Origin of the sequence: Solibacillus sp. FSL H8-0523 (assembly GCF_038051985.1) — a bacterium.
Lineage (GTDB): Bacteria > Bacillota > Bacilli > Bacillales_A > Planococcaceae > Solibacillus.
This window is the reverse complement of record NZ_CP150291.1, coordinates 3,997,735-4,023,955: the sequence shown is the minus strand read 5'-3', so window position 1 is coordinate 4,023,955 and position 26,221 is coordinate 3,997,735. Positions and strand designations below refer to the sequence as shown.

Genomic DNA, 26,221 nt, shown 5'->3' with positions numbered 1-26,221 from the left:
TCAACATCCAAAAAAATCCCTATTCCGCATTTCCAAATCCCTCATTCGCATCAAGCTCACCTTTTAACTTCGTCACAGCAAAACGTTCTCCCTGCAACCACTTTTCAAAATCAATCATGACCGGTAACGCATTACCACCAAGGGCAAAAATTGCTCGTCGTTCACTTGGCATATAGCCAGCTGTATGTAAAGTTCCATCCCAAGCTCCGTACTTTGTCGCAAATACACCGCGTTCAATTCCATTCATTAATTCGAAGGCTTCTTTCATCGATAGTGCCTGCTGTTGTGCACCTAAAATGACCGTTTCACGCGCAAGGGAATCCTCCATACGATAACGATTTTCTTCTACGAGAACATTAAAATGATTCGTACAAGCCGTTGCTTCACGTACGACAATTTCGCGTGGGGAGGCTTCGATAATTTTAGGATTCCCGGCTGCATCCAGTACGACATAGTTAAATGAATGCTTATGCGGGATGTCGCGTAGGAGTTGAATAGCATCATCGGTTGTTGCACAGCGCTCGAGTAACAGACGTCCAATCATATTACAAACAAAGCCGTCGCCGTTATTTTTGGTATTCACAAAGTTATAGCCTATACAAAGGCCTTTTTCATTTAAACCATCCATGCGCCCAGTCACTTGCATCGTTGGCCCCATAGAAGCAAAACCCGAGTCGGTTGGGGCAAAAAATACGAAACGTCCATCATACGTACTTGGGGCATTGTCATAATTACGAATGAGATAGTGCGGGCTTGCGGTAATCGAGCAGCCGCTCTTTAGATTGGCATAGTACCCGGCAAAATGTAGCAATGCTTGCTGTTCGGTATAATCTAGTGCGCTTGCTAGGCCTTCAATTTCATCAATCAAATAAGGGGCATACATATTTAGTAAGTGTTTAATATGTGGTGCATCCACCGTAAATTTTTGTGTGAAGCGTTGATACATCACTTCACGATTTTTTAGTAGGGGGGAATGTTTTAACTGATTGCCTTGACAAACGCCAAAATCATAATGCGTCCCTTTAAACTGCAGGACATCGCTCGTTACTTTTTTCATTGGAAGCTCCTTTAGTAGAAATGATTATGGCTATCGTAGCAATCTATCAAAAGGAACGCAAAAAAGCACCCTCCATCTTGTAGGTGCTTTCAAAATAAACATGAACTTTACTGCTCTACTTCACCAAGACCGAGCAACTTTTGACCAATCTGATTGATACTAGTGTAGCCAGCACTCATTTCATGCATGCTCGCAGTATATTCTTCGGTGAAGGCTGAAATTTGTTTTGTGTACGAATTAATATGCTCGATCGAATCGGTGATGTCGACGAGTTGTTTCGCGATATTATTGGCGCTATCGGTACTGTTTTGTGCCATTTTTTGAATTTCATTGGCCACGACGGCGAAGCCTCTGCCGTGCTCTCCCGAACGCGCGGCTTCAATCGATGCATTTAAGCCTAAAATTTTTGAGTGCATCGCGATACCTTTGACGGCATCTACAATCGAGGTGATTTGCTGAATGTTCCCGTTCATCAACTCGGCGTACTGTGATAGTTCTTCAATGCGATTTGAAACATCCGTACTCGCGTGTGCAAGCTGCTCGTTGGTAGCCGACATTTCTTTTACTGCACCGGAAAGTTCCTCGGCAACGCTACGCATATTGCTAACGCGATAATTTGAAATAACCCCTGTCACAACACCGATGACTTGTCCATTGTCCAAAACCGGTACAGCGGAAGCGATATAGGGGAAACCAAAGCCTTGTGCATTGCGTTCTTCCCGTAAAAATTTCCCGCTTCTCATTGCGCGGACACTTGTTGTGTTGCGGTGCTGTTCAGCAGTTTCACCAAGTTTAATTTTTAAATCAATTTTTTTCCCGCGTTTGTAACCGACTACTTTTTCTAAATCAAAAATTAATATACAGGCATCTTCAGGATACGTCGATTGATAAAAATCAATGGAATCAACAATCACTTGTAACTTTGGATTCAACCCCAATCCCTCCTTAACTTACTAAAATGATGAATAATTCTATAAATTACCTATTTGTCCTAATATATACTAAATACCGCTAATTTGAAATGGGTTTGAATTTATTTTCTCGAATGTTCTTTAGGTAAACAATATACTAGAAAAAAAGCATACAAATGTATACAATTGTATTCGTAGAACGTTAGAGTGAAGAGGTGAAGAAGATGAGACCTGAAGGAAGAGAACGTCGCGGAGAAGGTGAATGTTCCCCACGCCGTAAAGGAGCGCAAACATTTCGTCGTGGGCGTGCATTAGAATTTTACCGTCAGCTTCAAACGAAGCGCGATACGTTAAAAAAACAATTAGAAGCACCAGAATTGCAATCGATTCACCCAGTCATTGCGGGTGAATTAAAGGCAACAGAAGCGATTATGAATGACTTTGTTGGATTATTTCAGCTTAATGAGATTTTAGAAAACGTGCAGGAAGATTAAGTTGTTCAGATTAAGGAAGTGAACGAGTTTTATGCAGTCAGTTTGGAAGTTAGCGAAATACGTAAAGCCGTATTTGTTATTTGCAATTATTGCGCCGGTGATGATGCTGATCGAAGTTGGCATGGATTTATTACAGCCAACGATTTTACAGCACATTATTGATGACGGAATTGCACAAAGCGATACGACGTATATCGTAAAAATGTTTGGTCTGATGTTAGCCACATCATTAATCGGGATGATTGGTGGGGTGGGCTGTTCGATTTATGCCTCGCGAACAGCGGTCAATTTCTCGACCGATTTACGTCAGGATTTATATGAAACGATTACGTATTTCTCGAATAAAAGTAAAGATAAATTTACTCTCGGGAAGTTAGTGACGAATTTAACCAGTGATGTTGAAATGCTTCAGCGCGCCTTAACGATGCTGCTGAAAATTTTTGTGCGCGGGCCAATGATGTTTATCGGGGCGATTGTCATCGTGTTCATTACCGCACGAGAGCTATTCCCCATTTTGCTTGTTGTTGTGCCAATTTTAGCGTTTTTCATGTATTACTTTACGGCACTTTCTGGCAAGCTGTTTTATAAAGTGCAAAAGGTAGTCGACCAAGTCAATACGAAGGTACAGGAAAACCTAGCCGGTATACGCGTGATTAAAGCGTATAACCGAAAAGACCATCAGATTGAGCAATTTGCCGATGTGAATAGTCAGCTGATGAAGCGTAGTATGATGGCCGACCAAATTATTGGAGTGTTAGGGCCGCTAACGATGTTTGTCGTGAACTTAGGAATTGTTGCCGCATTATGGATGGGTGCCATTAAAGTCGATAATAATACACTGCAGGTTGGTGTCATTTTAGCGTTTATTAACTATTTAATGATGGTCATGCAAGGGTTAACGAGTTCGTCAAACGTACTCATTCAATTAGCACGTGCCATTCCAAGTGCGGATCGCCTTGTTGCGGTACTCGAAGAAAAAACAGAGTTAACCAGTCCAGAACAAGCCGATCATCATGCGATAAAAGGACGTGTCACATTTGAAAACGTGCACTTTTCTTATCTAAAAGGCACAGAGGATGTTTTAAAAAATGTGAGCTTCCACGCTGAGCCAGGTGAAACAGTTGGAATTATTGGGATGACGGGTAGCGGGAAATCAACACTCGTGAAAATGCTACCAAGACTGTTTGATGTAGACCAGGGTACGGTGAAAATCGATGGGGTTAATATTAAAGACTATGATTTAGAGCATTTACGCGCGGCAATTGGCTATGCACCGCAAAAAGCAACGCTATTTTCGAAAACGATTGTGGAAAACTTACGTTACGGGAAAGGCGAGGCAACTGCGGAGGACATCGTAGAAGCACTAGCTGCAGCAAACGCGAAGGAGTTTGTTGATAAACTCACAGCAGGTACCGAACATGAGTTAACACAAGGGGCGACAAACTTATCGGGCGGTCAAAAGCAGCGTCTCGCAATGGCACGAGCATTTGTTCGCCAGCCGCAAATTCTCATTTTAGATGATGTGACAAGCGCGGTAGATAGTATTTCTGAAAAAACGATTCAAACGGCCATTGCCACAAAATTTGCGGATGCAACGAAATTCATTGTGTCTTCGAAAATTTCATCGATTCGTCATTCTGAGCAAATCCTTGTTATGGATGATGGGGAGATTGTGGCACAGGGTACGCATATGGAGCTACTAAAAACGAGTGCGCTGTATCAGGAAATGGCGAAAACGCAGGCGGAAAAAGGGGTGACACTAGGTGAATAAACAGCAAGGTGGACCTCCATCCCCGATGGCTAGAGGTGGTCGTTTAACAGGACCTATCGTCAAGCCAAAAAACCAAAAGCAAACGTTACTCCGCATTTGGGGTTACTTACGCATTCAACGTGTGGAGCTTATTAATGTTGTCATCTTCGTGATTATTAGTACGCTACTTAGCTTAGTTGGCCCGTATTTAATCGGGAAAACGATTGATGACTATATCGTGAAGTTCGATGTGTCGGGAACGATTCGTATGGCCCTTATATTAGCGGGTGTTTACACGGCTTCGTCTTTCTTAACGTGGGCGCAGCAGTTTGTCATGATTCGTGTGTCGCAAAAAACGATTCGTCGCTTGCGTCAGCAATTATTTGAACAGTACCAAGCATTGCCCTTGGCGTTTTTTGATAAAAAACAACAGGGCGATTTAATGAGTCGTATGACGAACGATATTGAAAACTTAAATGCAGCATTATCACAAAGTGTCATTCAAATTGTCTCGAGTTTCTTAACGATTGTCGGAACGGCGTTTGCTCTCTTCTTTTTAGATTGGCGACTGGCTTTGGTAACGCTCATTATTATTCCGTTAATCGTATGGGCGACGAAGCAAATTATTAAGCGCAGTAGTGTGAACTATAAAGAGCGCCAGCGGGATTTAGGGAATTTAAATGGCTATATCGAAGAAACGATTTCGAATGCCGATATTATTACGCTATTTGGTAAAGAAAAGGCAACATTAGCGGAATTTAAAGAGGCCAATGAAAAGCTGCGCGGCTCTGCGATGCGTGCGGATATTATTTCAGGTTTCATGGGGCCCATTAATAACTTTATGAATAACTTAGGCTTGAGCCTTGTCATTGGTACCGGTGCGGTGATGGCGGTAACGAGTGGCCTGTCGATCGGGATTATCGCATCGTTTGTGACGTATACACGCCAATTTTTCCGACCGATTAACCAATTATCTAACTTACTCAATACCTTCCAGTCAGCAATAGCTGGTTCGGAGCGTGTGTTTGAAATTTTAGATGAAGCGCGTGAAGTAGCAGATGTTCCAAATGCAAAACAAAAAGCGAAGTTAAACGGTGATGTTACATTTGAACAGGTGCAATTTGGCTATGAAGTAGACAAGCCTGTATTAAAGGGCATTGATTTTATCGCAAAAGCGGGCGAGACGATTGCGATTGTTGGTCCAACAGGTTCAGGGAAAACAACTATCATTCAATTATTAACACGCTTTTATGATGCAACAGGTGGCCGTATTTTATTAGATGGCGAGCCGATCACCCATTATCAAATGAGCAATGTGCGTGACCATGTAGGGGTTGTCCTACAGGATACGTATTTATTTTCAGGTACGGTTCGTGAAAATATTCGCTTCGGGAAGCTGGATGCGACAGACGCTGAAGTAGAAGAAGCGGCGAAAATTGCGTATGCACATAACTTTATTAAGTATCTACCGGAGCAATATGAAACAGTGCTGACAAGTGGTGGGATGAATTTAAGTCAGGGGCAGCGTCAGTTAATCGCGATTGCGCGTGCGATTTTAGAAGACCCAGATATTTTAATTTTAGATGAAGCCACATCAAGTGTAGATACGATGACCGAGGTGCATATTCAAAAGGGCTTGAATAACTTAATGCAAGGGCGTACAAGCTTTGTTATTGCACACCGTTTAAAAACGATTGAAACGGCGGATCAAATATTAGTTATGAAAGACGGACAAATTTTTGAAAAAGGTGATCACGATACATTAATGCAGGCTGATGGGTTTTATGCATCCTTGCAAAAGCAACTGCTCGCAAACTAAATCGTTCCTGAATAAACCACCGTCCTTTTGCGTATAGTAGGCAAAAAGGGCGGTGGTTTTTTTGAGGCGTTGGCTAGCACTGGGGTTTGTTATGTTTTGCTCGATGCTTGTTGTTGTTTATGAAACGAGTGCATCGGACAAACGGTTCTTTTTGCCGGAGCCATTAGGTGGTATGAAAATTATGCTTGATGCAGGGCACGGGGGCTTAGATGGTGGTGCGTCAAATGGAGACGTCATTGAAAAGGAAGTGACATTAGCGATTACAAAGAAAGTGGCACGGCAATTGACACGTTTAGGGGCAGAAGTGGTCTTAACACGCACGTCAGATGGAGATGTGCTAAGTGAACATGCACCAAGTGAAACGTTTCCAACAAATCGGGAGCGGAAAAAACAGGATATCTTTTTACGCGAGGCGCTCGTTCAGCAACAGGAGCCGGACTTATTTATAACGATTCATGCCAATGCGATTCCAAATAGTAAGTGGCGAGGCGCACAGGTGTTTTATCACAAAGAGGGGCATACCAGTAGTGAGCAGTTAGCAAAAGCCATTCAGCAATCGATTCGAGAGACGATGGAAAACACAACACGCGAGGCGTTATCGATTAAGCAGGTATACTTATTAAAGAAAGTGGAAGTACCAGCTGTCTTAGTAGAAACCGGCTTTTTAAGTAACGAAGAAGAGAAGGAATTACTAGCTACTGAATCGTACCAAGACAAAATGGCCTTCGCTATTGCACGAGGAATTGAAAATTATATTCATGTAAAATTCGAATAGGCAACATGTAATAACAATACGAAACGAGTATGATATACTAACTATGGAAATTTCATTCAGGGGAGTGTTTGATATGTTAAACGAACAACAAGTCCGAGACCTATTAGGCGAATTACAAGATCCGTTTTTACATAAATCATTAGCAGAAACAAAAGGTGTAACAAACGTTTCAATTAAAGCTGAAAAAGAACATATCAGTGTTCGTATTGCGATTGCAAAAACAAATACGCCAGAGCAAATGCAACTTCAAATGAAAGTTGTTGAAGTGCTAAAAGAAAATGGCGCAGCTTCAGTAGGAATTCGTTTCGAAGAGTTACCACAAGAAGTATTACAATCATTCCGCGGACAAGCAACAGAAGCGGAAGCACAAGATATTTTATCACCATTATCAAGCGTGCAATTTATTTCGATTGCTTCGGGTAAAGGTGGCGTAGGTAAATCAACAGTCTCTGTAAATATGGCGGTTGCTTTAGCGCGTTTAGGTAAAAAAGTTGGCTTAATCGATGCCGATATTTACGGTTTCTCTGTACCAGATATGATGGGCGTAACAGAAATGCCGGTTGTAAAAGAAGACCGCATTTATCCAGTAGAGCGTTTAGGCGTAAAAGTCATTTCGATGGGCTTCTTCGTAGAAAATAACGCACCAATCGTATGGCGTGGGCCAATGCTTGGTAAAGTGTTAGATCAGTTCTTCCGCGATGTTGAGTGGGGCGATTTAGACTACTTACTATTAGACTTACCACCAGGTACAGGTGACGTAGCACTTGATATTCACCAAATGCTACCGGCTTCAAAAGAAATCGTAGTGACTACCCCTCACCCAACAGCAGCATTTGTTGCAGCACGTGCAGGCGCCATGGCATTACAAACAAACCACGAAATTTTAGGTGTTATTGAAAATATGGCGTGGTATGAAAACAAAGCCGGCGAAAAAGAATTCGTATTTGGCCAAGGTGGCGGTCCAAAGCTTGCTGAAGAATTACGTACAACGTTACTTGGTCAAATTCCACTTGGTCAGCCTGATTGGTCTGAAGAAGATTTCGCACCGTCTATTTATGCAGCGGAGCACCCAACAGGGAAAATTTATTTACAATTAGCACAAGGCATTATTGATGAATTAGCGAAATAACGAACAGAGGAGTCTCATTGTGAGGACTCCTCTTCTTTTTTCCCACCAGCTTCTTCTTTCTTTTGTGAACCGCCCTCAGAGCCACCTTCCCCACTCTTTTTTATGAGTTCCTGCCATTTGGATTGAAGCAATGGGTTTTCAATTGTTTCCATAACTACCTTTTCAAGCTCTTTACGCATGACGGCCCCTTTTAAAATGGTCTCTAGCTGCTTTTGCATATCGGCCTGCCCAAAAAAAGCAGTTAGGTCTTCTTGATAGGACGCATCGTTTAATAGGTCTTTCATTAAATCTTCTTGCTGTTTTTGCATACTTTTTGCGAAAGCCTCTTTAAATTTAGGGTCCTCAAATGTTTTGACCCAAAAATCCGTTGCCTCCTTTGACAGCAATGTCTCTTCGGTCGCCTTTTTCACTTCCTCGGTATTTAAAATAAGTAATTCGCGAAAGCTTTTATCTTCAAAGAGCTGACGAATGGCCTTTTTTCCGTCTTCAGTTTGTATGGCATCGACCATAATTTTTTTCACTTCTTCATAGGACATCGTTGTTGATTTTGCATCGTTACAGCTAGCGAGGAAGAGCGCGGCTAATATGAAAATGAAAAAACGTCGCATTGATTTTCGTCCCTTCTATTGATTGCATATAGCGCAAAATATCCTAAAGCGCTTTCATTTATTGTTCACAATTTTATAAAAATTATGTAACAAGCTTCTTGTAAGGTCGCTTTTTTAATGTAAAATTGCTAAAATATACAAGTATATTAAAATAATGGGGGTACGTTCGTGACGATACGAAACTGGATTAAATTCGCTTTTTGGGCGGTAGTAATCGGTGGCCTAGTCAATGCAGTAGCTTCGTTAATTATTCGTTGGGACTTTTACCAGCCATATTTAGCGAACGGAGAAATTGTAGAATTTCTAGCTGCAATCATTTGGAATTTTGTTTTAGGTGCTACAATGAGTGTGATGGCACAAGCCGGATTCTTTGCCTATTTAACGTTACATCAAGTAGGTGTCAATATATTTAGATCACTAACATTATGGAATTGGGTGCAAGTTGTACTAATTATCATTGTATTGGTAGATATCGTTGTGTTCCGTTTTGCTCCAGGGGCAGAAACGGCTGGCGATTGGGTAATATACGGTATATTACTTATGGTGCTAGTAGGCGCGGCTATTTTTACAGCAATAAAAAAAGTGAAAATGACGCAAAAACCACATGTCCTAATTTCGACAATGTTTTTCATGGTCGTTGTGACTTCATTAGAATGGATTATTGCGTTAATGGGACGTCAGGATAATATTGATGTTTATGTGGCATTATTATTATTCCCATTACTTGCGGTAAATGCATTCCAAATTTTAATGTTGCCAAAATATAATGCGCAGTCAGAATCAGACCGCAAAAAATTAGAAAAACGCCGCAAAGCACGTAAAGAAGCAGCAAAGACTGCGGAAGCATAAGAAAAAAGCTATCCAATGACGGATAGCTTTTTTTCATGGGATTCGTTTCGTCTGAAGTTCATAACCAAATAGGTTTTCTTCTATAGAAAGAAACGGATGTGAGGTAATATAGTGTTGCATTTCTTGGAAAGAAACGACTGTATCACGATGTAAGGGAATACTAATAAAATCGCCATCTGTTATTTTTTTCTTTAATGTCGTAAAAGAATACGTAGGCGCAATTAAATTAATCCCACGGCCATGTAACGTTTGTTGCATTTTTTCATCCATGAGATAGTCACGCGTCGCAAACCAAAGTGGTACTTGTGAAAAGGTCTTTTCATAAACGGTTAGCTGTCTTTCTAGTAATCTGTCATCTGCCTCGTATTCCTCTTGTGTAGAGCCGAGTAAACCTACAGGGATGTTTCGTTCTATTAGTAGCTCTACGATATCTGGACTACGAAGGATCCAATCCGAATCCACTAAAAAAAGTGGGTATGGTTTTGGCAAGGTAGCAATCCAATCGTCAAAACCCTCATGAGAATAACTTACTTCAACAAGCAAACTAGCGCCAAATTGCCCTTTTGTAACGATCATTGGTGTTTCTGTTAGGTGGAAAACAGGGAAAATCGTGTTTTTTTCATCAAAATAAAAGAAAACAATAATTAAACAAAAAGCTAGTGATACCAAGGTTTTAAGCAATGTCCAGTACCCTCTTTCTATTAGTTTTAAACATGTTTCTATAAAAAACTTATGAAAAGGTGTTGACGAATATAACAAATCGATGTTACTATAAGTGAGTCGCCAAGAGGTGATGCACTAAACGAAACAAACATGAACCTTGAAAACTGAACAAGCAACGTTAATGAAAAACAAGTTTCTTAAATGAAACAAACAATAGATTACAACTTTAATTAGTTGGATCGCTAGCAAAGCAAATGAGCTTTCAAACTAACTATTATGGAGAGTTTGATCCTGGCTCAGGACGAACGCTGGCGGCGTGCCTAATACATGCAAGTCGAGCGAATGATTAGAGAAGCTTGCTTCTCTCTGATTTAGCGGCGGACGGGTGAGTAACACGTGGGTAACCTACCCTATAGACTGGGATAACTTCGGGAAACCGGAGCTAATACCGGATAATACTTCGAAACACATGTTTTGAAGTTGAAAGATGGTTTCGGCTATCACTATAGGATGGACCCGCGGCGCATTAGCTAGTTGGTGAGGTAACGGCTCACCAAGGCAACGATGCGTAGCCGACCTGAGAGGGTGATCGGCCACACTGGGACTGAGACACGGCCCAGACTCCTACGGGAGGCAGCAGTAGGGAATCTTCCACAATGGACGAAAGTCTGATGGAGCAACGCCGCGTGAGTGAAGAAGGATTTCGGTTCGTAAAACTCTGTTGCAAGGGAAGAACAAGTAGCGTAGTAACTGGCGCTACCTTGACGGTACCTTGTTAGAAAGCCACGGCTAACTACGTGCCAGCAGCCGCGGTAATACGTAGGTGGCAAGCGTTGTCCGGAATTATTGGGCGTAAAGCGCGCGCAGGTGGTTCCTTAAGTCTGATGTGAAAGCCCCCGGCTCAACCGGGGAGGGTCATTGGAAACTGGGGAACTTGAGTGCAGAAGAGGATAGTGGAATTCCAAGTGTAGCGGTGAAATGCGTAGAGATTTGGAGGAACACCAGTGGCGAAGGCGACTATCTGGTCTGTAACTGACACTGAGGCGCGAAAGCGTGGGGAGCAAACAGGATTAGATACCCTGGTAGTCCACGCCGTAAACGATGAGTGCTAAGTGTTGGGGGGTTTCCGCCCCTCAGTGCTGCAGCTAACGCATTAAGCACTCCGCCTGGGGAGTACGGTCGCAAGACTGAAACTCAAAGGAATTGACGGGGGCCCGCACAAGCGGTGGAGCATGTGGTTTAATTCGAAGCAACGCGAAGAACCTTACCAGGTCTTGACATCCCATTGACCACTGTAGAGATACAGTTTTCCCTTCGGGGACAACGGTGACAGGTGGTGCATGGTTGTCGTCAGCTCGTGTCGTGAGATGTTGGGTTAAGTCCCGCAACGAGCGCAACCCTTGTTCTTAGTTGCCATCATTTAGTTGGGCACTCTAAGGAGACTGCCGGTGATAAACCGGAGGAAGGTGGGGATGACGTCAAATCATCATGCCCCTTATGACCTGGGCTACACACGTGCTACAATGGACGATACAAACGGTTGCCAACCCGCGAGGGGGAGCTAATCCGATAAAATCGTTCTCAGTTCGGATTGTAGGCTGCAACTCGCCTACATGAAGCCGGAATCGCTAGTAATCGTGGATCAGCATGCCACGGTGAATACGTTCCCGGGCCTTGTACACACCGCCCGTCACACCACGAGAGTTTGTAACACCCGAAGTCGGTGAGGTAACCTTTATGGAGCCAGCCGCCGAAGGTGGGATAGATGATTGGGGTGAAGTCGTAACAAGGTAGCCGTATCGGAAGGTGCGGCTGGATCACCTCCTTTCTAAGGATTATTTCGGAAATCTTTCCATGGGAAAGATACTCATTAACGTTTGCTGTTCAGTTTTGAAGGTTCATTCTTAATTGAATGAGATACTTCAAAACATTGTTCTTTGAAAACTGGATAAAACGACATTGATAAGTAATAAACAAACAATAGATCAAGAAATTGGTCGTGCAATATCCTTAAAATCTTAAATCTTCTGATTTAAGTTTAACTTTTGGTTAAGTTAATAAGGGCGCACGGTGGATGCCTTGGCACTAGGAGTCGATGAAGGACGGCACTAACACCGATATGCCTCGGGGAGCTGTAAGTAAGCTTTGATCCGGGGATTTCCGAATGGGGGAACCCACTATCTTTAATCGGATAGTACACTCACGTGAATTCATAGCGTGTTTGAGACAGACGCAGGGAACTGAAACATCTAAGTACCTGCAGGAACAGAAAGAAAATTCGATTCCCTGAGTAGCGGCGAGCGAAACGGGAAGAGCCCAAACCAAAGAGCTTGCTCTTTGGGGTTGTAGGACACTCAATACGGAGTTACAAAAGAATGATTTAGGCGAAGCGACTTGGAAAGGTCCGCAAAATAAGGTAAAAGCCCTGTAGCCCAAAAGTTATTCCCTCCTGAGTGGATCCTGAGTACGGCGGAACACGTGAAATTCCGTCGGAATCCGGGAGGACCATCTCCCAAGGCTAAATACTACCTAGTGACCGATAGTGAACCAGTACCGTGAGGGAAAGGTGAAAAGCACCCCGGAAGGGGAGTGAAATAGATCCTGAAACCGTGTGCCTACAAGTAGTTAGAGCCCGTTAATGGGTGATAGCGTGCCTTTTGTAGAATGAACCGGCGAGTTACGATTACGTGCGAGGTTAAGTTGAGAAGACGGAGCCGCAGCGAAAGCGAGTCTGAATAGGGCGAATTAGTACGTGGTCGTAGACCCGAAACCAGGTGATCTACCCATGTCCAGGGTGAAGGTGAGGTAACACTTACTGGAGGCCCGAACCCACGCACGTTGAAAAGTGCGGGGATGAGGTGTGGGTAGCGGAGAAATTCCAATCGAACCTGGAGATAGCTGGTTCTCTCCGAAATAGCTTTAGGGCTAGCCTCGTGATTGAGAATACTGGAGGTAGAGCACTGTTTGGACTAGGGGGGCATCTCGCTTTACCGAATTCAGACAAACTCCGAATGCCAGATATTTATACACGGGAGTCAGACTGCGAGTGATAAGATCCGTAGTCAAGAGGGAAACAGCCCAGACCACCAGCTAAGGTCCCAAAGTAATCGTTAAGTGGAAAAGGATGTGGCGTTGCTTAGACAACCAGGATGTTGGCTTAGAAGCAGCCATCATTTAAAGAGTGCGTAATAGCTCACTGGTCGAGTGACGCTGCGCCGAAAATGTATCGGGGCTAAACGATTCACCGAAGCTGTGGATGCATCCGTATGGATGCGTGGTAGGAGAGCGTTCTAAGGGCGTTGAAGTCAGACCGGAAGGACTGGTGGAGCGCTTAGAAGTGAGAATGCCGGTATGAGTAGCGAAAGACGGGTGAGAATCCCGTCCACCGTATGACTAAGGTTTCCTGAGGAAGGCTCGTCCGCTCAGGGTTAGTCGGGACCTAAGCCGAGGCCGATAGGCGTAGGCGATGGACAACAGGTTGATATTCCTGTACCACCTCCTCACCGTTTGAGAAATGGGGGGACGCAGTAGGATAGGGTAAGCACGCCGTTGGTTGCGCGTGTTCAAGCAGTAAGGTGTGTATGTAGGCAAATCCGCATACTTTAACATTGAGCTGTGATGACGAGTCCGTATGGACGAAGTTCCTGATTTCACACTGCCAAGAAAAGCCTCTATCGAGGTGAGAGGTGCCCGTACCGCAAACCGACACAGGTAGTCGAGGAGAGAATCCTAAGGTGTGCGAGAGAACTCTCGTTAAGGAACTCGGCAAAATGACCCCGTAACTTCGGGAGAAGGGGTGCTCTGTTAGCGTGCAAGCGTGAGAGAGCCGCAGTGAATAGGCCCAGGCGACTGTTTAGCAAAAACACAGGTCTCTGCAAAACCGTAAGGTGACGTATAGGGGCTGACGCCTGCCCGGTGCTGGAAGGTTAAGAGGAGTGGTTAGCGCAAGCGAAGCTGCGAATTGAAGCCCCAGTAAACGGCGGCCGTAACTATAACGGTCCTAAGGTAGCGAAATTCCTTGTCGGGTAAGTTCCGACCCGCACGAAAGGCGTAACGATCTGGGCACTGTCTCAACGAGAGACTCGGTGAAATTATAGTACCTGTGAAGATGCAGGTTACCCGCGACAGGACGGAAAGACCCCGTGGAGCTTTACTGTAGCCTGATATTGAATTTTGGTACAACTTGTACAGGATAGGTAGGAGCCAGAGATCCCGGAGCGCCAGCTTCGGAGGAGGCGTCAGTGGGATACTACCCTGGTTGTATTGAACTTCTAACCCATGCCCCTTAGCGGGGTAGGAGACAGTGTCAGGCGGACAGTTTGACTGGGGCGGTCGCCTCCTAAAGAGTAACGGAGGCGCCCAAAGGTTCCCTCAGAATGGTTGGAAATCATTCGTAGAGTGTAAAGGCATAAGGGAGCTTGACTGCGAGACCTACAAGTCGAGCAGGGTCGAAAGACGGGCTTAGTGATCCGGTGGTTCCGCATGGAAGGGCCATCGCTCAACGGATAAAAGCTACCCCGGGGATAACAGGCTTATCTCCCCCAAGAGTCCACATCGACGGGGAGGTTTGGCACCTCGATGTCGGCTCATCGCATCCTGGGGCTGTAGTCGGTCCCAAGGGTTGGGCTGTTCGCCCATTAAAGCGGTACGCGAGCTGGGTTCAGAACGTCGTGAGACAGTTCGGTCCCTATCCGTCGTGGGCGTAGGAAATTTGAGAGGAGCTGTCCTTAGTACGAGAGGACCGGGATGGACACACCGCTGGTGTACCAGTTGTTCTGCCAAGAGCATCGCTGGGTAGCTATGTGTGGACGGGATAAGTGCTGAAAGCATCTAAGCATGAAGCCCCCCTCAAGATGAGATTTCCCATTACGCAAGTAAGTAAGACCCCTGAAAGACGATCAGGTAGATAGGTTCGAGGTGGAAGCGCAGTGATGTGTGGAGCTGACGAATACTAATCGGTCGAGGACTTAACCACAATTTATGAACATCAATGAAACGTTTATCCAGTTTTGAAAGAATAAAAATTTATTAAAAAACACTTGATATTTATATCAATATTGTAGTATAATAAATCTTGTCTTCCAATAAAATAGTCTAGTGATGATGGCAAAGAGGTCACACCTGTTCCCATACCGAACACAGAAGTTAAGCTCTTTAGCGCCGATGGTAGTTGGGGGTTTCCCCCTGTGAGAGTAGGACGTCGCTAGGCTCAAAAAGTCGCTGCTGATTTAGTCAGTAGTGGCTTTTTTTATGTAAAAATTTAATGTTAATATTACATCCAGATGATTGTGTCTTTCAACCAATCATCTGGTTTTTTTGATCCTTTTAGAAGTCAATAAATGATTAAGACTGAAAAATATTATACTAGCATAGTTGACGTAGCAAATAGAAAGCTCTACGATATGGAGTAAATAATTTTATCTAGTTTTTAATGGAGGAAACAATATGACAACACCCTTTCTAACAGTAGCCGATGTGCGATTAATCGAGCAGCAAGTAACTAAGATTCTTCGTGCAAAATCATCTTCAAGCGATTCAAAAGTTGTAAGTACAGTTAGAGCGCTTGCAATTGGTGAGCTCCGTGAAAATCTAACGACAATTGATGAAGCGATTATAAAAGAAGTAGAAATGATTGAGAATAGCATGGGCGCCGAGCTGTTTATTCATGGTTTAAAAGCCTATACAATCCCGTTTAAAGCAATTAGTGATAAAGGGTTGCAAAAACTATTTAAAAAAGATAAAAAGTTAAAATTACCGAAGTTAGACCTGGTTGATTGGCAGGAGATTAGCTACTTTTCTTGGCTTGATAAGGGTACGAATCGTCAGTATATCGTTTTAGAAAAAGAAGGTGAATATACAGCGCTACGTGGTGTTTATGAAGCACCAACGCCGATAAAAGGGATTTGTGCGATTTGTAATCACGATAGCTCATTGCACCTGTTTACGGCAACTGTAAAAGGAAATGGCGATAACTATACATCATATAGCAATTATATTTGTGCAGATGCAACGATTTGTAACGCGAATGTAAGTAACTATACAAAGTTATCTGAGTTTGTTGCCCGTAATTTAGTGTAAGATCGAAGTCACTTCTAAATGAGGTGGCTTTTAAAAACGGCACTTGAAAAATTAAAAGCTGGTAAAATGGTTCAAACGTTTCAGTAGAGCTTCAATCGTTATTTAGAGCGTCAGTTCAGCCTTACATGATGTCGTGGCTACAATATGATCCACAACAGGAATTATCGAATGTATCAGCGCCCATTTTAATCGTGCAAGGCAAAAAGGATAACCAAATAACATAAGCAGATGCTTCAGCCTTGCAAAATGGCAATAAGCAAGCGACTGTACGCTATTTCGACCCTGCTTTTTGTTCTACTTTTTAGTAGGAAATTTAGTCGAAAATAACCAAAATTTCTATCCTATTCAGAAAATTTAAATAAATTTAAAATCACCCTAAATTATTTTGAAAAAACGCTTGTATTAATCAAAAACGTTGCTATAATAAGAAATGTACTAAAGAGAGCAACATAAACTCAGTACATACTAGTAGCGTTCCGAAGTAGCTCAGTTGGTAGAGCATCCGGCTGTTAACCGGCAGGTCGCAGGTTCGAGTCCTGCCTTCGGAGCCATTTTTTTTGCGTTTTTTTAGCAAAATATGAAAATAAAAATTCTTTTAAAAAAATTTTCAAAAAAGGGTTGCATACTTTAGAGAATGATGGTAATATAAATCTTGTCTTAAAGAGAGCAACATTATATAAAGTAACGGCCCGTTGGTCAAGTGGTTAAGACACCGCCCTTTCACGGCGGTAACACGGGTTCGAATCCCGTACGGGTCACCATTTAAGGCTTCATAAAAAAATAATCATAACACTTGTTAGTATGGAGGATTAGCTCAGCTGGGAGAGCACCTGCCTTACAAGCAGGGGGTCGGCGGTTCGAGCCCGTCATCCTCCACCATATTTTTTAACAAGCTGTTATACTGTGTCGGAGGGGTAGCGAAGTGGCTAAACGCGGCGGACTGTAAATCCGCTCCTTAGGGTTCGGCGGTTCGAATCCGTCCCCCTCCACCATCTATAAAATGTTTGGGGTATAGCCAAGCGGTAAGGCAACGGATTTTGATTCCGTCATGCCCTGGTTCGAATCCAGGTTCCCCAGCCATTTTTTTATTTTTTATGAGCCATTAGCTCAGTTGGTAGAGCATCTGACTTTTAATCAGAGGGTCGAAGGTTCGAGTCCTTCATGGCTCACTTTTATTTTTGCAATTTAGAAGTGTACTTAAATATAAAAATTACAATCCTTTACTTAATTCTAAGTAAGGGATTTTTTGCGTCTAAAAAGGGAAAAGCATGTACGAGCTCGAAAAGAGACTAATGAGCATAGTTTAGAAGAGTAGAGTAAACGAAATGCAAACATGTTAGGGGATGCGAAAAGATGAAGAATAGAAACGTTTCAATTATTGGAGTACCTTGTGATTATGGGCAGCAACGACGAGGTGTGGATATGGGGCCGAGTGCCATACGCTATGCAGGATTACAGGAACGTTTACAAATACTTGGCTATGAAGTAGTGGATGAAGGGAATATTCGAGCGTCTGATCAACAGAGATTAGAGCAACAAGATACGCGTCTTTTAAATTTAGAAGAAGTTATACAGGTGAATACGGAGCTTGCCAATATGGTGAAGTTGGTTGTTGAAAATCAACGTACACCGCTTGTGCTTGGTGGGGATCATAGTATTGCGATTGGGACACTGGCAGGTTTATCGTTACATTATAAAAACTTAGGCGTTATTTGGTTTGATGCACACGCTGATTTAAATACACCAGAAACAACGCCATCAGGTAATATTCACGGGATGCCGCTTGCGACGAGTATTGGTTTGGGGCATGAGCGCTTAACATCAATTTTACACAGTGAAGCAAAAATACAGGCGGAAAACATTATTATTATTGGCGGGCGTTCGATTGATGAAGGGGAGCGTGTGTTAATAAAGGAACGTGGTATTCAAGTGTATACAATGCACGAAATTGATCGATTAGGAATGACGCATGTAATGGAACAAACGCTTGCCTACTTCAAAGAAAAACAAATTGATGGGCTGCATTTATCGCTGGATTTAGATGCACTAGACCCGCTCTACACACCAGGAGTCGGAACACCAGTTGCGGGAGGCATTACATATCGTGAAAGTCACTTGGCAATGGAGATGATTCAGGAATCAGGCCTGTTAACTTCTGCTGAATTTGTTGAGGTGAATCCGATTTTAGATGAACACAATAAAACGGCAGATGTTGCAGTTGCGCTCGTTGGTTCGTTATTTGGGGAAACTTTAGTATGAATATTGAGAAAACATATATTGGAAGAAACGAAATTTGCTATAATAAAGAAATCGATTATAAATTTTTCGTAAAAAAATGAAACCTTTATATGTGCCGTCCGTATATATAGAACAGCTAATAAGGTGGAGAGGAAAGACAAATGGATGCGTTAGTAAATAAAAGAATAAAGCAAGTGCTTAAAGGTGATCAAAACGCATATGCCGATATTGTTAACCTCTACCAGCACAAGCTGTATCAAGTGTGTTACCGTATGCTCAGCAATCAACAAGAAGCTGAGGATATCGCGCAAGAGGCATTTATACGTGCCTATATTAATCTTCATTCGTATGATCAAAAACGGAAATTTTCGACGTGGCTTTATCGAATCGCGACGAATCTTTGTATTGACCGAATACGTAAAAAGAAGCCGGATTATTACTTAGATGCAGAGGTTGCTGGTACAGATGGGTTAGATATGTATTCGCAAATTGCGGCAGATGAGCAATTGCCTGAAGAAGCAGTAGAGCAAATGGAGCTTCAAGACCGTATTCAATATGAAATTAGTCGATTGCCAGATAAATATCGATCGGTTATCGTTTTAAAGTATATTGAAGAGCTGTCATTGCAGGAAATTAGTGAAATATTAGATATGCCACTAGGAACGGTAAAAACCCGTATCCACCGTGGCAGAGAAGCATTACGAAAACAGTTAAATAATTTGTAGGAGGATGATACGCATGAAAACGTGTGCATCACAATTCGTGGATTATATGCACGAATATTTAGATGGTGATATTAGCCGTGAGCATGAAAAGAACTTAAAGCAACACCTGCAAGCGTGCTCGGATTGCCAACAACATATGCATGAATTAAGTGACACGGTTGCGTTTATCAAGAGTGCAGCGCATATTACTGCCCCTCCTGGCTTAGAGGATCAAGTAATGAGCCGTTTACCAAAGCGTAAAAGCGCGGTTGGCATTAAAAGGTGGTTCCGCCATCATCCGGTGCTTGTAGCGGCAGCTGTATTTTGTGTATTTATGAGTACAGCGTTGTTAGGTAGCTTCCCGAATGAGGAGCAATTCTCGGTGACAAAGCAGCCGAACTTAGTTGTGGATGGTCAAACGGTAATGGTTCCAGCTGGAGAGGTTGTTAAAGGTGATATTGTCGTAAAGAATGGCGATATTATCGTTGAGGGAGAAGTAGACGGTAATATTACAGTTATTAACGGCAATTACATGGCATCTACTGCTGTTGTCACAGGGCAAGTAGAAGAAATTGATGAAATGTTCGAATGGCTATGGTATAAAATTAAAACAGGCTTCCAAGATGTAAAAGCCGTTTTTGAATAATCACGAAACTTTTTAGAAAAAAATGACGTCCTATTAAAAGAAGCAAAGTCTACTCGCTGGGGTAGACTTTTTTCTGTTAAGAAAGTTAATCACGGCTTGAATTGTGCTATACTAAAAGCAGTATGATTAGCTATTAAAAGTGGGGGATGCCACATGCAAATTTTTGAACAATTTACAGACATTGCGGCTGTAGATATTATTTTTAAAGTGTTAGATGTGTTACTGGTGTGGTACGTTGTTTACAAAGCATTAACCCTCATAAAAGGAACGAAAGCCGTTCAATTATTGAAAGGGTTGCTCATCGTTGTGTTAGCGAAATTTGCTACATATGTGTTCGGCTTAGATACCCTTGATTGGCTGTTACAGGAAGTCATCGATTGGGGTTTCCTAGCAATCATCATTATTTTCCAGCCAGAGATACGTAGAGCACTGGAGCAAATTGGTCGAGGGAAGATCTTCCAACGTACGAATAGTCAGCAAGAGGATGAACAAACGCGATTAGTGGAAGCCATGAAAAAGTCGGTTAGCTATATGGCAAAGCGTCGAATTGGTGCGCTGATTTCAATTGAAAAAGAAACAGGCTTGAACGAGTATATAGAAACAGGTATAAAAATGGATGCGAGCATTTCTTCAGAGCTACTCATTAATATTTTTATTCCCAATACACCGCTACATGATGGCGCGGTGATTATTAAAAAGAACGAAATTGCTGCAGCGGCTTGTTATTTACCGCTTTCGGAAAGTGCGTTCATTTCAAAAGAACTTGGAACGCGTCACCGTGCCGCACTTGGACTTAGTGAAGTGACAGATGCGATAACGGTTGTTGTATCAGAAGAAACGGGTGCGATTAGTATTACGGTAAATGGTAATTTACATCGTAATCTATCAATTGCAGAATTCGAGGAGCTTCTACGTAAAATGTGGTTCGGCCCTGAGCAAGATTCTAACTTAGCGACTAAGTGGACTTGGGGAGGGAAGAAGAATGGATAAATTATTTGATAGCCCATGGATGCTACGTTTAACGGCGCTATTTTTAGCGTTGGCGTTATTCTTATATATTCAAACAGAAGAAAAACGCATCGCCGAAACGAGCTCTTTTAATGAAACAGATGTCATTACAAATGTGCCATTAGAGGTGTATTATGATCATGACAATTTATTTGTGACAGGGCTTCCTGAAACGGTCGATGTGAAGATTTCAGGCCCGACATCAATCGTCACACTCACGAAGATTGAAAAGGACTTTAAAGTATTTGTCGATTTAAACTCATTGTTAATTGGCGAACATAGCGTTACAATACAGCAAGAAAACTTTTCTGAAAAACTAAATGTTTCAATCGATCCGAAAATCGTACATGTGCAGATTGAAGAGAAGATTACAGAAGAGTTCCGAGTTGAACCTGAAATGAATAACCGCCTTGTAAAAGAAGACTATATCGTGAAGAGTATGACAGCAGAGCCGACACGTGTCACAATTACAGGTGCGAAAAGTGTCATTGATGGCATAAGCTATGTTAAAGCTACGGTGACAGGTGAAAAAGGAATCGAAAAATCATTTGAACAACAAGCAACGGTCAAAGTATTAGATCGTGATTTAAATAAGCTAGACGTACGTGTAGGTCCTGATAAGGTAAACGTAAAAGTTGAAATTAATGAATATAGTCGAGAGCTACCGATTACACTTATTGAAACAGGTAGTTTACAAGAAGGTGTAACGATTGAAAACTTATCGTTAGAGCCATCAAAAATTACGGTATACGGTACGAAAGCTACGATTGATGTCTTAAAAGAAGTTGTTGTGGAAGTGGATCGTTCTAAGATTACAGAATCCGGTTCATATGATTTTGCAATTGCTTTACCAACAGGTGCAACAAAATTATCACAAGATCAACTGACAATTCATGCAGATGTAATAATTGAGCCAGCTGACGAAGAAGAAAACGTGAGCGAAGTGGATGCTGAAGCTGGCGTAGATGAGGCTGGGGAAAATTAATTACATCAAGTAACATCTAAATCAATTCGTTAATAGACGAAACATTTAAAACGTATGATAGGTCAGGCGTTGAAGGAGAGAAAAAGTAATGGGTAAATATTTCGGAACAGATGGCGTCCGCGGTGTCGCAAATAGCGAGTTAACACCAGAGTTCGCATTTAAATTAGGTCGTATTGGCGGCTATGTGCTAACAAAGGATGCGAAAGATCGCCCGAAAGTATTAATTGGACGTGACACACGTATTTCTGGAGAAATGTTAGAAGGTGCATTAATTGCAGGTCTTCTTTCAATTGGTGCAGAGGTAATGCGCCTAGGTGTTATTAGTACACCAGGTGTCGCTTATCTTTCACGTGTCATGAATGCAGAAGCGGGTGTTATGATCTCGGCGTCACACAATCCTGTGGCGGACAACGGCATTAAATTTTTCGGTCCGGATGGCTTTAAATTAACAGATGCACAAGAAGCAGAAATCGAAGCGCTAATTGATGCAGAACAAGATACATTACCACGTCCAGTAGGCGCTGCAATTGGTTCAGTGACAGACTACTTCGAAGGTGGTCAAAAATATATTTCTTACTTAAAACAAACAGTAGATGAAGACTTCGTTGGCTTACATGTCGCATTAGACTGTGCGCACGGAGCAACGTCTTCATTAGCAACACATTTATTTGCTGATTTAGAAGCAGATATCTCAACAATGGGTGCTTCTCCAGATGGCTTAAATATTAACGAGGGCGTGGGTTCAACTCACCCTGAAAAGCTAGCTGCATTTGCAGTGGAGCGCGGTGCAAACCTTGGTTTAGCATTTGATGGCGACGGCGATCGTTTAATCGCTGTAGACGAAAATGGAGCAATCGTTGATGGTGACCAAATTATGTTCATTATCGGTAAGTACTTAAATGCAAAAGGTCGCTTAGCGAAAAACACAGTCGTGTCAACTGTAATGAGTAATATGGGCTTCTATAAAGCATTAGAAGATAACGACATGACAAGTGTACAAACAGCAGTGGGTGACCGTTATGTCGTAGAAGAAATGCGTGCAAACGGTTATAACGTTGGTGGTGAGCAATCAGGGCACATCGTATTTTTAGATTACAACACAACAGGTGATGGTTTATTAACAGGGATTCAATTAGTAGCCATTATGAAAGCGACAGATAAGAAATTATCTGAACTTGCAGCTGAAATGACAATCTACCCTCAAAAGTTAGTAAACGTTCGTGTAACGGATAAACATGCGGTAACACAAAATGAACACGTAGCAGCAGTTATTACTGAAGTAGAAGCAGAAATGAACGGTAACGGTCGTGTATTAGTGCGCCCATCAGGTACAGAGCCATTAGTTCGTGTCATGGTGGAGGCAGCAACAGTAGAAGCTTGTGAAACTTTCGTAAACCGTATTGCAGATGTAGTACGCGCGGAAATGGGTTTAACTGAATAATCTTATTCACACCGGTAGATCCTCTTTAAGAAGAGTTTCTACCGGTTTTTTTTATGTTTGAAAGGTTAAATTTTAGGGAATCTAAGTAAAGTACTTTAAAAGACGAGGGAGTGTTTTACATTGGCAAAGATTGCAACGTTAATAACAGACAAATTTGAAGATGTGGAATTCACAAGTCCAAAAGAGGCATTAGAACAAGCAGGGCATACACTTGTGACGATTGATAAGGAAGGAAATAAATCGGTGACGGGTAAGCGCGGTGAAGCTACAATTAAGATTGATAAAGGTGTAGGTGATATAAAGCCAGAAGACTTTGATGCATTATTTATTCCAGGTGGTTTCTCACCAGACTTATTACGTGACGATGATCGTGTAGTAGCGTTTGCCAAATACTTTATGGATGAAATGAAGCCAGTCTTTGCGATTTGTCATGGTCCACAGCTGCTCATTACAGCAAAGTCTTTAGAGGGCCGCGATACAACGGGTTACAAATCGATTAAAGTGGATTTAGAATACGCGGGTGCGAAGTTCCATGACGAGGAAGTATTCGTATGTCAGGAACAGCTTGTAACAAGCCGTACACCAGATGATTTACCAGCTTTCAACCGTGAAATTTTGAAATTATTGGAGAAAAAGGGGCTGTAAAACGTCGCCTTGCATAGAATAAATTGAAAGAAAGCCCCAGTTTTTAGTCTAAAACAGGGCTTTCTTTGTTTAAGCGCTTACATTTTTCGGGATTTATTGACGGATGAATTTGTTTATGTGTATGATAAAAGAGCTTAAAAAGCTGCGCGGTAAAGGAGTGAATGTTGCGCATACAAAATCGGAAAACAATAATAGCGCCAGAGCTAAGAAAATCGGACGGTACTAGTCTTAGCTGACGAGGTGGAGGTTTATCGAATTTTTCGGCGGATGCCTCCCAATCGCACATGCCCGGTTGTAATTTCGTTTTCAAAACAAGGAAGCAATTTCTTGCACAAAAAGCGAAACGGCATATCAAACTAAAAAATTGACGAGCTACATCACCTTTTAATTTGGGCTTTTTATGGGAGCATTGCTAAACGAGAGCAATCGCCATATTTTGCGAGAAAGGTAGATTTCGTAGTCTACTTTGCTATTGCCAAAAAGGGATGTATGCATGTACCGGAGGAAATCGGATTATGTGTGGAATTGTAGGATATAACGGCGTTTTAGACGCGAAGGAAATTTTATTAAAAGGCTTGGAAAAATTAGAATACCGTGGCTATGATTCAGCGGGGATTGCGGTACACAATGAAGAAGGTGTAACGATATTCAAAGAAAAAGGTCGTATTGCAGACTTACGTAAAGCAGTAGACGGCGACGTAGAAGCAGCAGTAGGGATTGGCCATACACGCTGGGCAACACACGGCGTACCAAACCGCTTAAACGCGCACCCTCATACAAGTACAACGGGTCGTTACACATTAGTGCACAACGGGGTAATTGAAAACTATCATCTATTACAAAAAGCGTATTTAAAAGGGATTCAAATGAATTCTGATACAGATACAGAAGTTATCGTGCAATTAGTTGACCAATTTGCAAAAGAAGGCTTATCAACATTAGAAGCATTCCGTAAAACATTATCACTTGTACACGGCTCTTACGCATTAGCTTTACTAGATAACGAGGACGTAGAAACAATTTTTGTGGCGAAAAACAAATCACCACTTTTAGTAGGTGTGGGTGAAGATTTCAACGTCATCGCATCAGACGCAATGGCGATGCTACAAGTAACAAATCAATTTATCGAATTACATGATAAAGAGGTTGTACTTGTACGTAAAGATAAAGTAGAAATCTCTTCATTAGATGGCCGTGTCGTAGAACGCGCACCATTTACAGCAGAGCTTGATGCTTCTGATATCGAAAAGGGCACATACCCTCATTACATGTTGAAAGAAATGGATGAGCAGCCAACTGTCATCCGCAAAATTATTCAAGCATACGAGCAAGGCGAAGATGTAACAATCGATACAGACATTTTAAATGCAATCGCTGATGCGGATCGTTTATATATTATTGCAGCGGGCACAAGCTATCACGCAGGGTTAATCGGCAAACAATACTTCGAAAAAATCGCAAAAATTCCAGTAGAAGTACACATTTCAAGTGAGTTCGGCTACAACATGCCGTTGCTTTCTGAAAAGCCATTATTCGTGTTCATTACACAATCAGGTGAAACTGCAGACAGCCGCCAAGTATTAGTAAAAATAAAAGAGCTAGGCTACAAGGCATTAACGGTAACAAATGTTCCGGGCTCTACGCTTTCTCGTGAAGCGGATTACACATTACTATTACACGCGGGCCCAGAAATCGCTGTAGCTTCTACAAAGGCATATGTCGCACAAGTAGCTGTGTTAGCAGTAGCTGCATACGCGGTAGCGAAGCAAACAGGCGTGGCAATTGATTTTGATTTAAAACAAGAGCTTGCGATTGTAGCAAATGGCATTCAAGCCATGATCGATTCAAAAGAAGAAATGGAGCAAATTGCAGAAGACTTCTTAAAAATCGCGCGCAACGCATTCTTCATCGGTCGTAACATAGACTTCTATGTGTCTTTAGAAGGCGCATTAAAATTAAAAGAAATCTCGTATATCCAAGCAGAAGGATTTGCGGGTGGTGAGTTAAAGCACGGTACGATTGCGTTAATCGAAGAAGGTACACCTGTATTCGCTTTAGCAACGCAAAAAGACGTGGCGTTAAACATTCGCGGTAACGTGAAAGAGGTAGTAGCGCGCGGTGCCAATGCCTGCATCATCGCAATGGAAGGCATGGAGGAAGAAGGCGACCGTCTCGTAATCCCTCATGTACATGAATTATTAACGCCGTTAGTATCAGTTGTGCCATTACAGCTAATCAGCTACTATGCAGCACTTCACCGTCGTTGTGACGTGGATAAACCACGTAATCTAGCGAAGTCGGTAACGGTTGAGTAGGTTATTAGTTTACCGTTTGTAAAATATTGTATTTTAATCCCCGCTAGGATATTGTTATCTTAGAGGGGATTTTTTTATTATTCTTTCGAAAGAATTTACTTTGGGG

Annotated in this window: 19 protein-coding genes, 6 tRNA genes and 3 rRNA genes; 24 read left to right on the top strand and 4 right to left on the bottom strand. The window is 42.4% G+C overall.

Annotated elements, in window-relative coordinates; genetic code table 11:
• Positions 1–19: 19 nt before the first annotated feature.
• A complete protein-coding gene (locus NSQ62_RS20245; protein WP_341321825.1) occupies positions 20–1,057 on the bottom strand; it encodes a C45 family peptidase in 1,038 nt (345 codons plus the stop codon).
• A 107-nt stretch (positions 1,058–1,164) separates the two neighbouring features.
• Positions 1,165–1,989: a methyl-accepting chemotaxis protein gene (locus NSQ62_RS20240; RefSeq protein WP_341321824.1), complete on the bottom strand. Its 825-nt coding sequence runs from the start codon at positions 1,987–1,989 to the stop codon at positions 1,165–1,167.
• A gap of 203 nt (positions 1,990–2,192) precedes the next feature.
• Between NSQ62_RS20240 and NSQ62_RS20235 the strand changes: the two genes are divergently transcribed.
• The 5 genes from NSQ62_RS20235 (at position 2,193) to NSQ62_RS20215 (ending at position 7,935) form a co-directional block, all read left to right on the top strand.
• Positions 2,193–2,462, top strand: a complete 270-nt coding sequence (locus NSQ62_RS20235; RefSeq protein WP_341321823.1) for a 2-keto-3-deoxygluconate kinase — start codon at positions 2,193–2,195, stop codon at positions 2,460–2,462.
• A gap of 31 nt (positions 2,463–2,493) precedes the next feature.
• The gene (locus tag NSQ62_RS20230; protein ID WP_341321822.1) at positions 2,494–4,233 is read left to right on the top strand and encodes an ABC transporter ATP-binding protein; all 1,740 of its coding nucleotides are present in this window, start codon (positions 2,494–2,496) and stop codon (positions 4,231–4,233) included.
• Between the two features lie 25 nt (positions 4,234–4,258).
• Positions 4,259–6,031: an ABC transporter ATP-binding protein gene (locus tag NSQ62_RS20225; protein ID WP_341323986.1), complete on the top strand. Its 1,773-nt coding sequence runs from the start codon at positions 4,259–4,261 to the stop codon at positions 6,029–6,031.
• Between the two features lie 61 nt (positions 6,032–6,092).
• Positions 6,093–6,806 (top strand): N-acetylmuramoyl-L-alanine amidase, encoded by a 714-nt coding sequence (locus NSQ62_RS20220; RefSeq protein ID WP_341321821.1) that lies wholly within the window; start codon positions 6,093–6,095, stop codon positions 6,804–6,806.
• Between the two features lie 73 nt (positions 6,807–6,879).
• Positions 6,880–7,935, top strand: a complete 1,056-nt coding sequence (locus tag NSQ62_RS20215; protein WP_341321820.1) for a P-loop NTPase — start codon at positions 6,880–6,882, stop codon at positions 7,933–7,935.
• Between the two features lie 14 nt (positions 7,936–7,949).
• On the opposite strand, the gene gerD is transcribed toward NSQ62_RS20215, so the two are convergent.
• Positions 7,950–8,543, bottom strand: a complete 594-nt coding sequence (gene gerD, locus NSQ62_RS20210; protein ID WP_341321819.1) for a spore germination lipoprotein GerD — start codon at positions 8,541–8,543, stop codon at positions 7,950–7,952.
• Positions 8,544–8,711: 168 nt separating this feature from the next.
• On the opposite strand from gerD, the gene NSQ62_RS20205 reads away from it, so the two are divergent.
• Entirely contained in the window at positions 8,712–9,392 is a 681-nt protein-coding gene (locus tag NSQ62_RS20205; protein WP_341321818.1) for a KinB-signaling pathway activation protein, read from the top strand.
• Between the two features lie 33 nt (positions 9,393–9,425).
• On the opposite strand, the gene NSQ62_RS20200 is transcribed toward NSQ62_RS20205, so the two are convergent.
• Complete coding sequence (locus NSQ62_RS20200; RefSeq protein WP_341321817.1) at positions 9,426–10,073, bottom strand: hypothetical protein; 648 nt, start codon at positions 10,071–10,073, stop codon at positions 9,426–9,428.
• A 255-nt stretch (positions 10,074–10,328) separates the two neighbouring features.
• Here NSQ62_RS20200 and NSQ62_RS20195 point away from each other — a divergent pair.
• From NSQ62_RS20195 to glmS, 18 genes are all read left to right on the top strand, one after another.
• Positions 10,329–11,883, top strand: a 16S ribosomal RNA gene (locus NSQ62_RS20195).
• A 219-nt stretch (positions 11,884–12,102) separates the two neighbouring features.
• A 23S ribosomal RNA gene (locus NSQ62_RS20190) occupies positions 12,103–15,030 on the top strand.
• A 118-nt stretch (positions 15,031–15,148) separates the two neighbouring features.
• Positions 15,149–15,264, top strand: a 5S ribosomal RNA gene (gene rrf, locus NSQ62_RS20185).
• Together the 16S, 23S and 5S rRNA genes form the textbook arrangement of a ribosomal RNA operon.
• A 236-nt stretch (positions 15,265–15,500) precedes the next feature.
• Positions 15,501–16,133, top strand: a complete 633-nt coding sequence (locus NSQ62_RS20180; RefSeq protein WP_341321816.1) for an FBP domain-containing protein — start codon at positions 15,501–15,503, stop codon at positions 16,131–16,133.
• Between the two features lie 475 nt (positions 16,134–16,608).
• A tRNA-Asn gene (locus NSQ62_RS20175) sits at positions 16,609–16,684 on the top strand.
• 135 nt (positions 16,685–16,819) lie between these two features.
• Positions 16,820–16,894, top strand: a tRNA-Glu gene (locus tag NSQ62_RS20170).
• 42 nt (positions 16,895–16,936) lie between these two features.
• Positions 16,937–17,012: transfer RNA gene (locus NSQ62_RS20165), tRNA-Val, on the top strand.
• A 29-nt stretch (positions 17,013–17,041) separates the two neighbouring features.
• Positions 17,042–17,125: transfer RNA gene (locus NSQ62_RS20160), tRNA-Tyr, on the top strand.
• A gap of 13 nt (positions 17,126–17,138) precedes the next feature.
• A tRNA-Gln gene (locus tag NSQ62_RS20155) sits at positions 17,139–17,213 on the top strand.
• 16 nt (positions 17,214–17,229) lie between these two features.
• A tRNA-Lys gene (locus NSQ62_RS20150) sits at positions 17,230–17,302 on the top strand.
• Positions 17,303–17,486: 184 nt separating this feature from the next.
• Positions 17,487–18,392, top strand: coding sequence for an arginase (gene rocF / locus NSQ62_RS20145; RefSeq protein WP_341321815.1), 906 nt, complete (start codon positions 17,487–17,489; stop codon positions 18,390–18,392).
• Between the two features lie 140 nt (positions 18,393–18,532).
• A complete protein-coding gene (gene sigW / locus NSQ62_RS20140; RefSeq protein ID WP_341321814.1) occupies positions 18,533–19,096 on the top strand; it encodes an RNA polymerase sigma factor SigW in 564 nt (187 codons plus the stop codon).
• A 13-nt stretch (positions 19,097–19,109) separates the two neighbouring features.
• Positions 19,110–19,721 carry a zf-HC2 domain-containing protein gene (locus NSQ62_RS20135; RefSeq protein ID WP_341321813.1) on the top strand — a complete coding sequence of 204 codons (612 nt, stop codon included), beginning with the start codon at positions 19,110–19,112 and terminating at the stop codon, positions 19,719–19,721.
• A 153-nt stretch (positions 19,722–19,874) separates the two neighbouring features.
• The gene (cdaA, locus tag NSQ62_RS20130; RefSeq protein WP_341321812.1) at positions 19,875–20,711 is read left to right on the top strand and encodes a diadenylate cyclase CdaA; all 837 of its coding nucleotides are present in this window, start codon (positions 19,875–19,877) and stop codon (positions 20,709–20,711) included.
• Positions 20,704–21,714 (top strand): CdaR family protein, encoded by a 1,011-nt coding sequence (locus NSQ62_RS20125; RefSeq protein WP_341321811.1) that lies wholly within the window; start codon positions 20,704–20,706, stop codon positions 21,712–21,714. Before cdaA ends, NSQ62_RS20125 begins: the two co-directional genes overlap by 8 nt.
• A gap of 88 nt (positions 21,715–21,802) precedes the next feature.
• Positions 21,803–23,155: a phosphoglucosamine mutase gene (glmM, locus tag NSQ62_RS20120; RefSeq protein ID WP_341321810.1), complete on the top strand. Its 1,353-nt coding sequence runs from the start codon at positions 21,803–21,805 to the stop codon at positions 23,153–23,155.
• A 120-nt stretch (positions 23,156–23,275) separates the two neighbouring features.
• Entirely contained in the window at positions 23,276–23,800 is a 525-nt protein-coding gene (locus tag NSQ62_RS20115) for a type 1 glutamine amidotransferase domain-containing protein (protein WP_341321809.1), read from the top strand.
• 515 nt (positions 23,801–24,315) lie between these two features.
• Positions 24,316–26,115, top strand: a complete 1,800-nt coding sequence (gene glmS / locus NSQ62_RS20110) for a glutamine--fructose-6-phosphate transaminase (isomerizing) (protein ID WP_341321808.1) — start codon at positions 24,316–24,318, stop codon at positions 26,113–26,115.
• The last annotated feature ends 106 nt before the right edge of the window (positions 26,116–26,221 follow it).

Coding starts and splice junctions, on each gene's coding strand:
- NSQ62_RS20245 (WP_341321825.1), bottom strand. CDS start 1,057: ATGAAAAAAGTAACGAGCGATGTCCTGCAGTTTAAAGGGACGCATTAT.
- NSQ62_RS20235 (WP_341321823.1), top strand. CDS start 2,193: ATGAGACCTGAAGGAAGAGAACGTCGCGGAGAAGGTGAATGTTCCCCA.
- NSQ62_RS20230 (WP_341321822.1), top strand. CDS start 2,494: ATGCAGTCAGTTTGGAAGTTAGCGAAATACGTAAAGCCGTATTTGTTA.
- NSQ62_RS20225 (WP_341323986.1), top strand. CDS start 4,259: ATGGCTAGAGGTGGTCGTTTAACAGGACCTATCGTCAAGCCAAAAAAC.
- NSQ62_RS20215 (WP_341321820.1), top strand. CDS start 6,880: ATGTTAAACGAACAACAAGTCCGAGACCTATTAGGCGAATTACAAGAT.
- gerD (WP_341321819.1), bottom strand. CDS start 8,543: ATGCGACGTTTTTTCATTTTCATATTAGCCGCGCTCTTCCTCGCTAGC.
- NSQ62_RS20180 (WP_341321816.1), top strand. CDS start 15,501: ATGACAACACCCTTTCTAACAGTAGCCGATGTGCGATTAATCGAGCAG.
- rocF (WP_341321815.1), top strand. CDS start 17,487: ATGAAGAATAGAAACGTTTCAATTATTGGAGTACCTTGTGATTATGGG.
- sigW (WP_341321814.1), top strand. CDS start 18,533: ATGGATGCGTTAGTAAATAAAAGAATAAAGCAAGTGCTTAAAGGTGAT.
- NSQ62_RS20135 (WP_341321813.1), top strand. CDS start 19,110: ATGAAAACGTGTGCATCACAATTCGTGGATTATATGCACGAATATTTA.
- cdaA (WP_341321812.1), top strand. CDS start 19,875: ATGCAAATTTTTGAACAATTTACAGACATTGCGGCTGTAGATATTATT.
- NSQ62_RS20125 (WP_341321811.1), top strand. CDS start 20,704: ATGGATAAATTATTTGATAGCCCATGGATGCTACGTTTAACGGCGCTA.
- glmM (WP_341321810.1), top strand. CDS start 21,803: ATGGGTAAATATTTCGGAACAGATGGCGTCCGCGGTGTCGCAAATAGC.
- glmS (WP_341321808.1), top strand. CDS start 24,316: ATGTGTGGAATTGTAGGATATAACGGCGTTTTAGACGCGAAGGAAATT.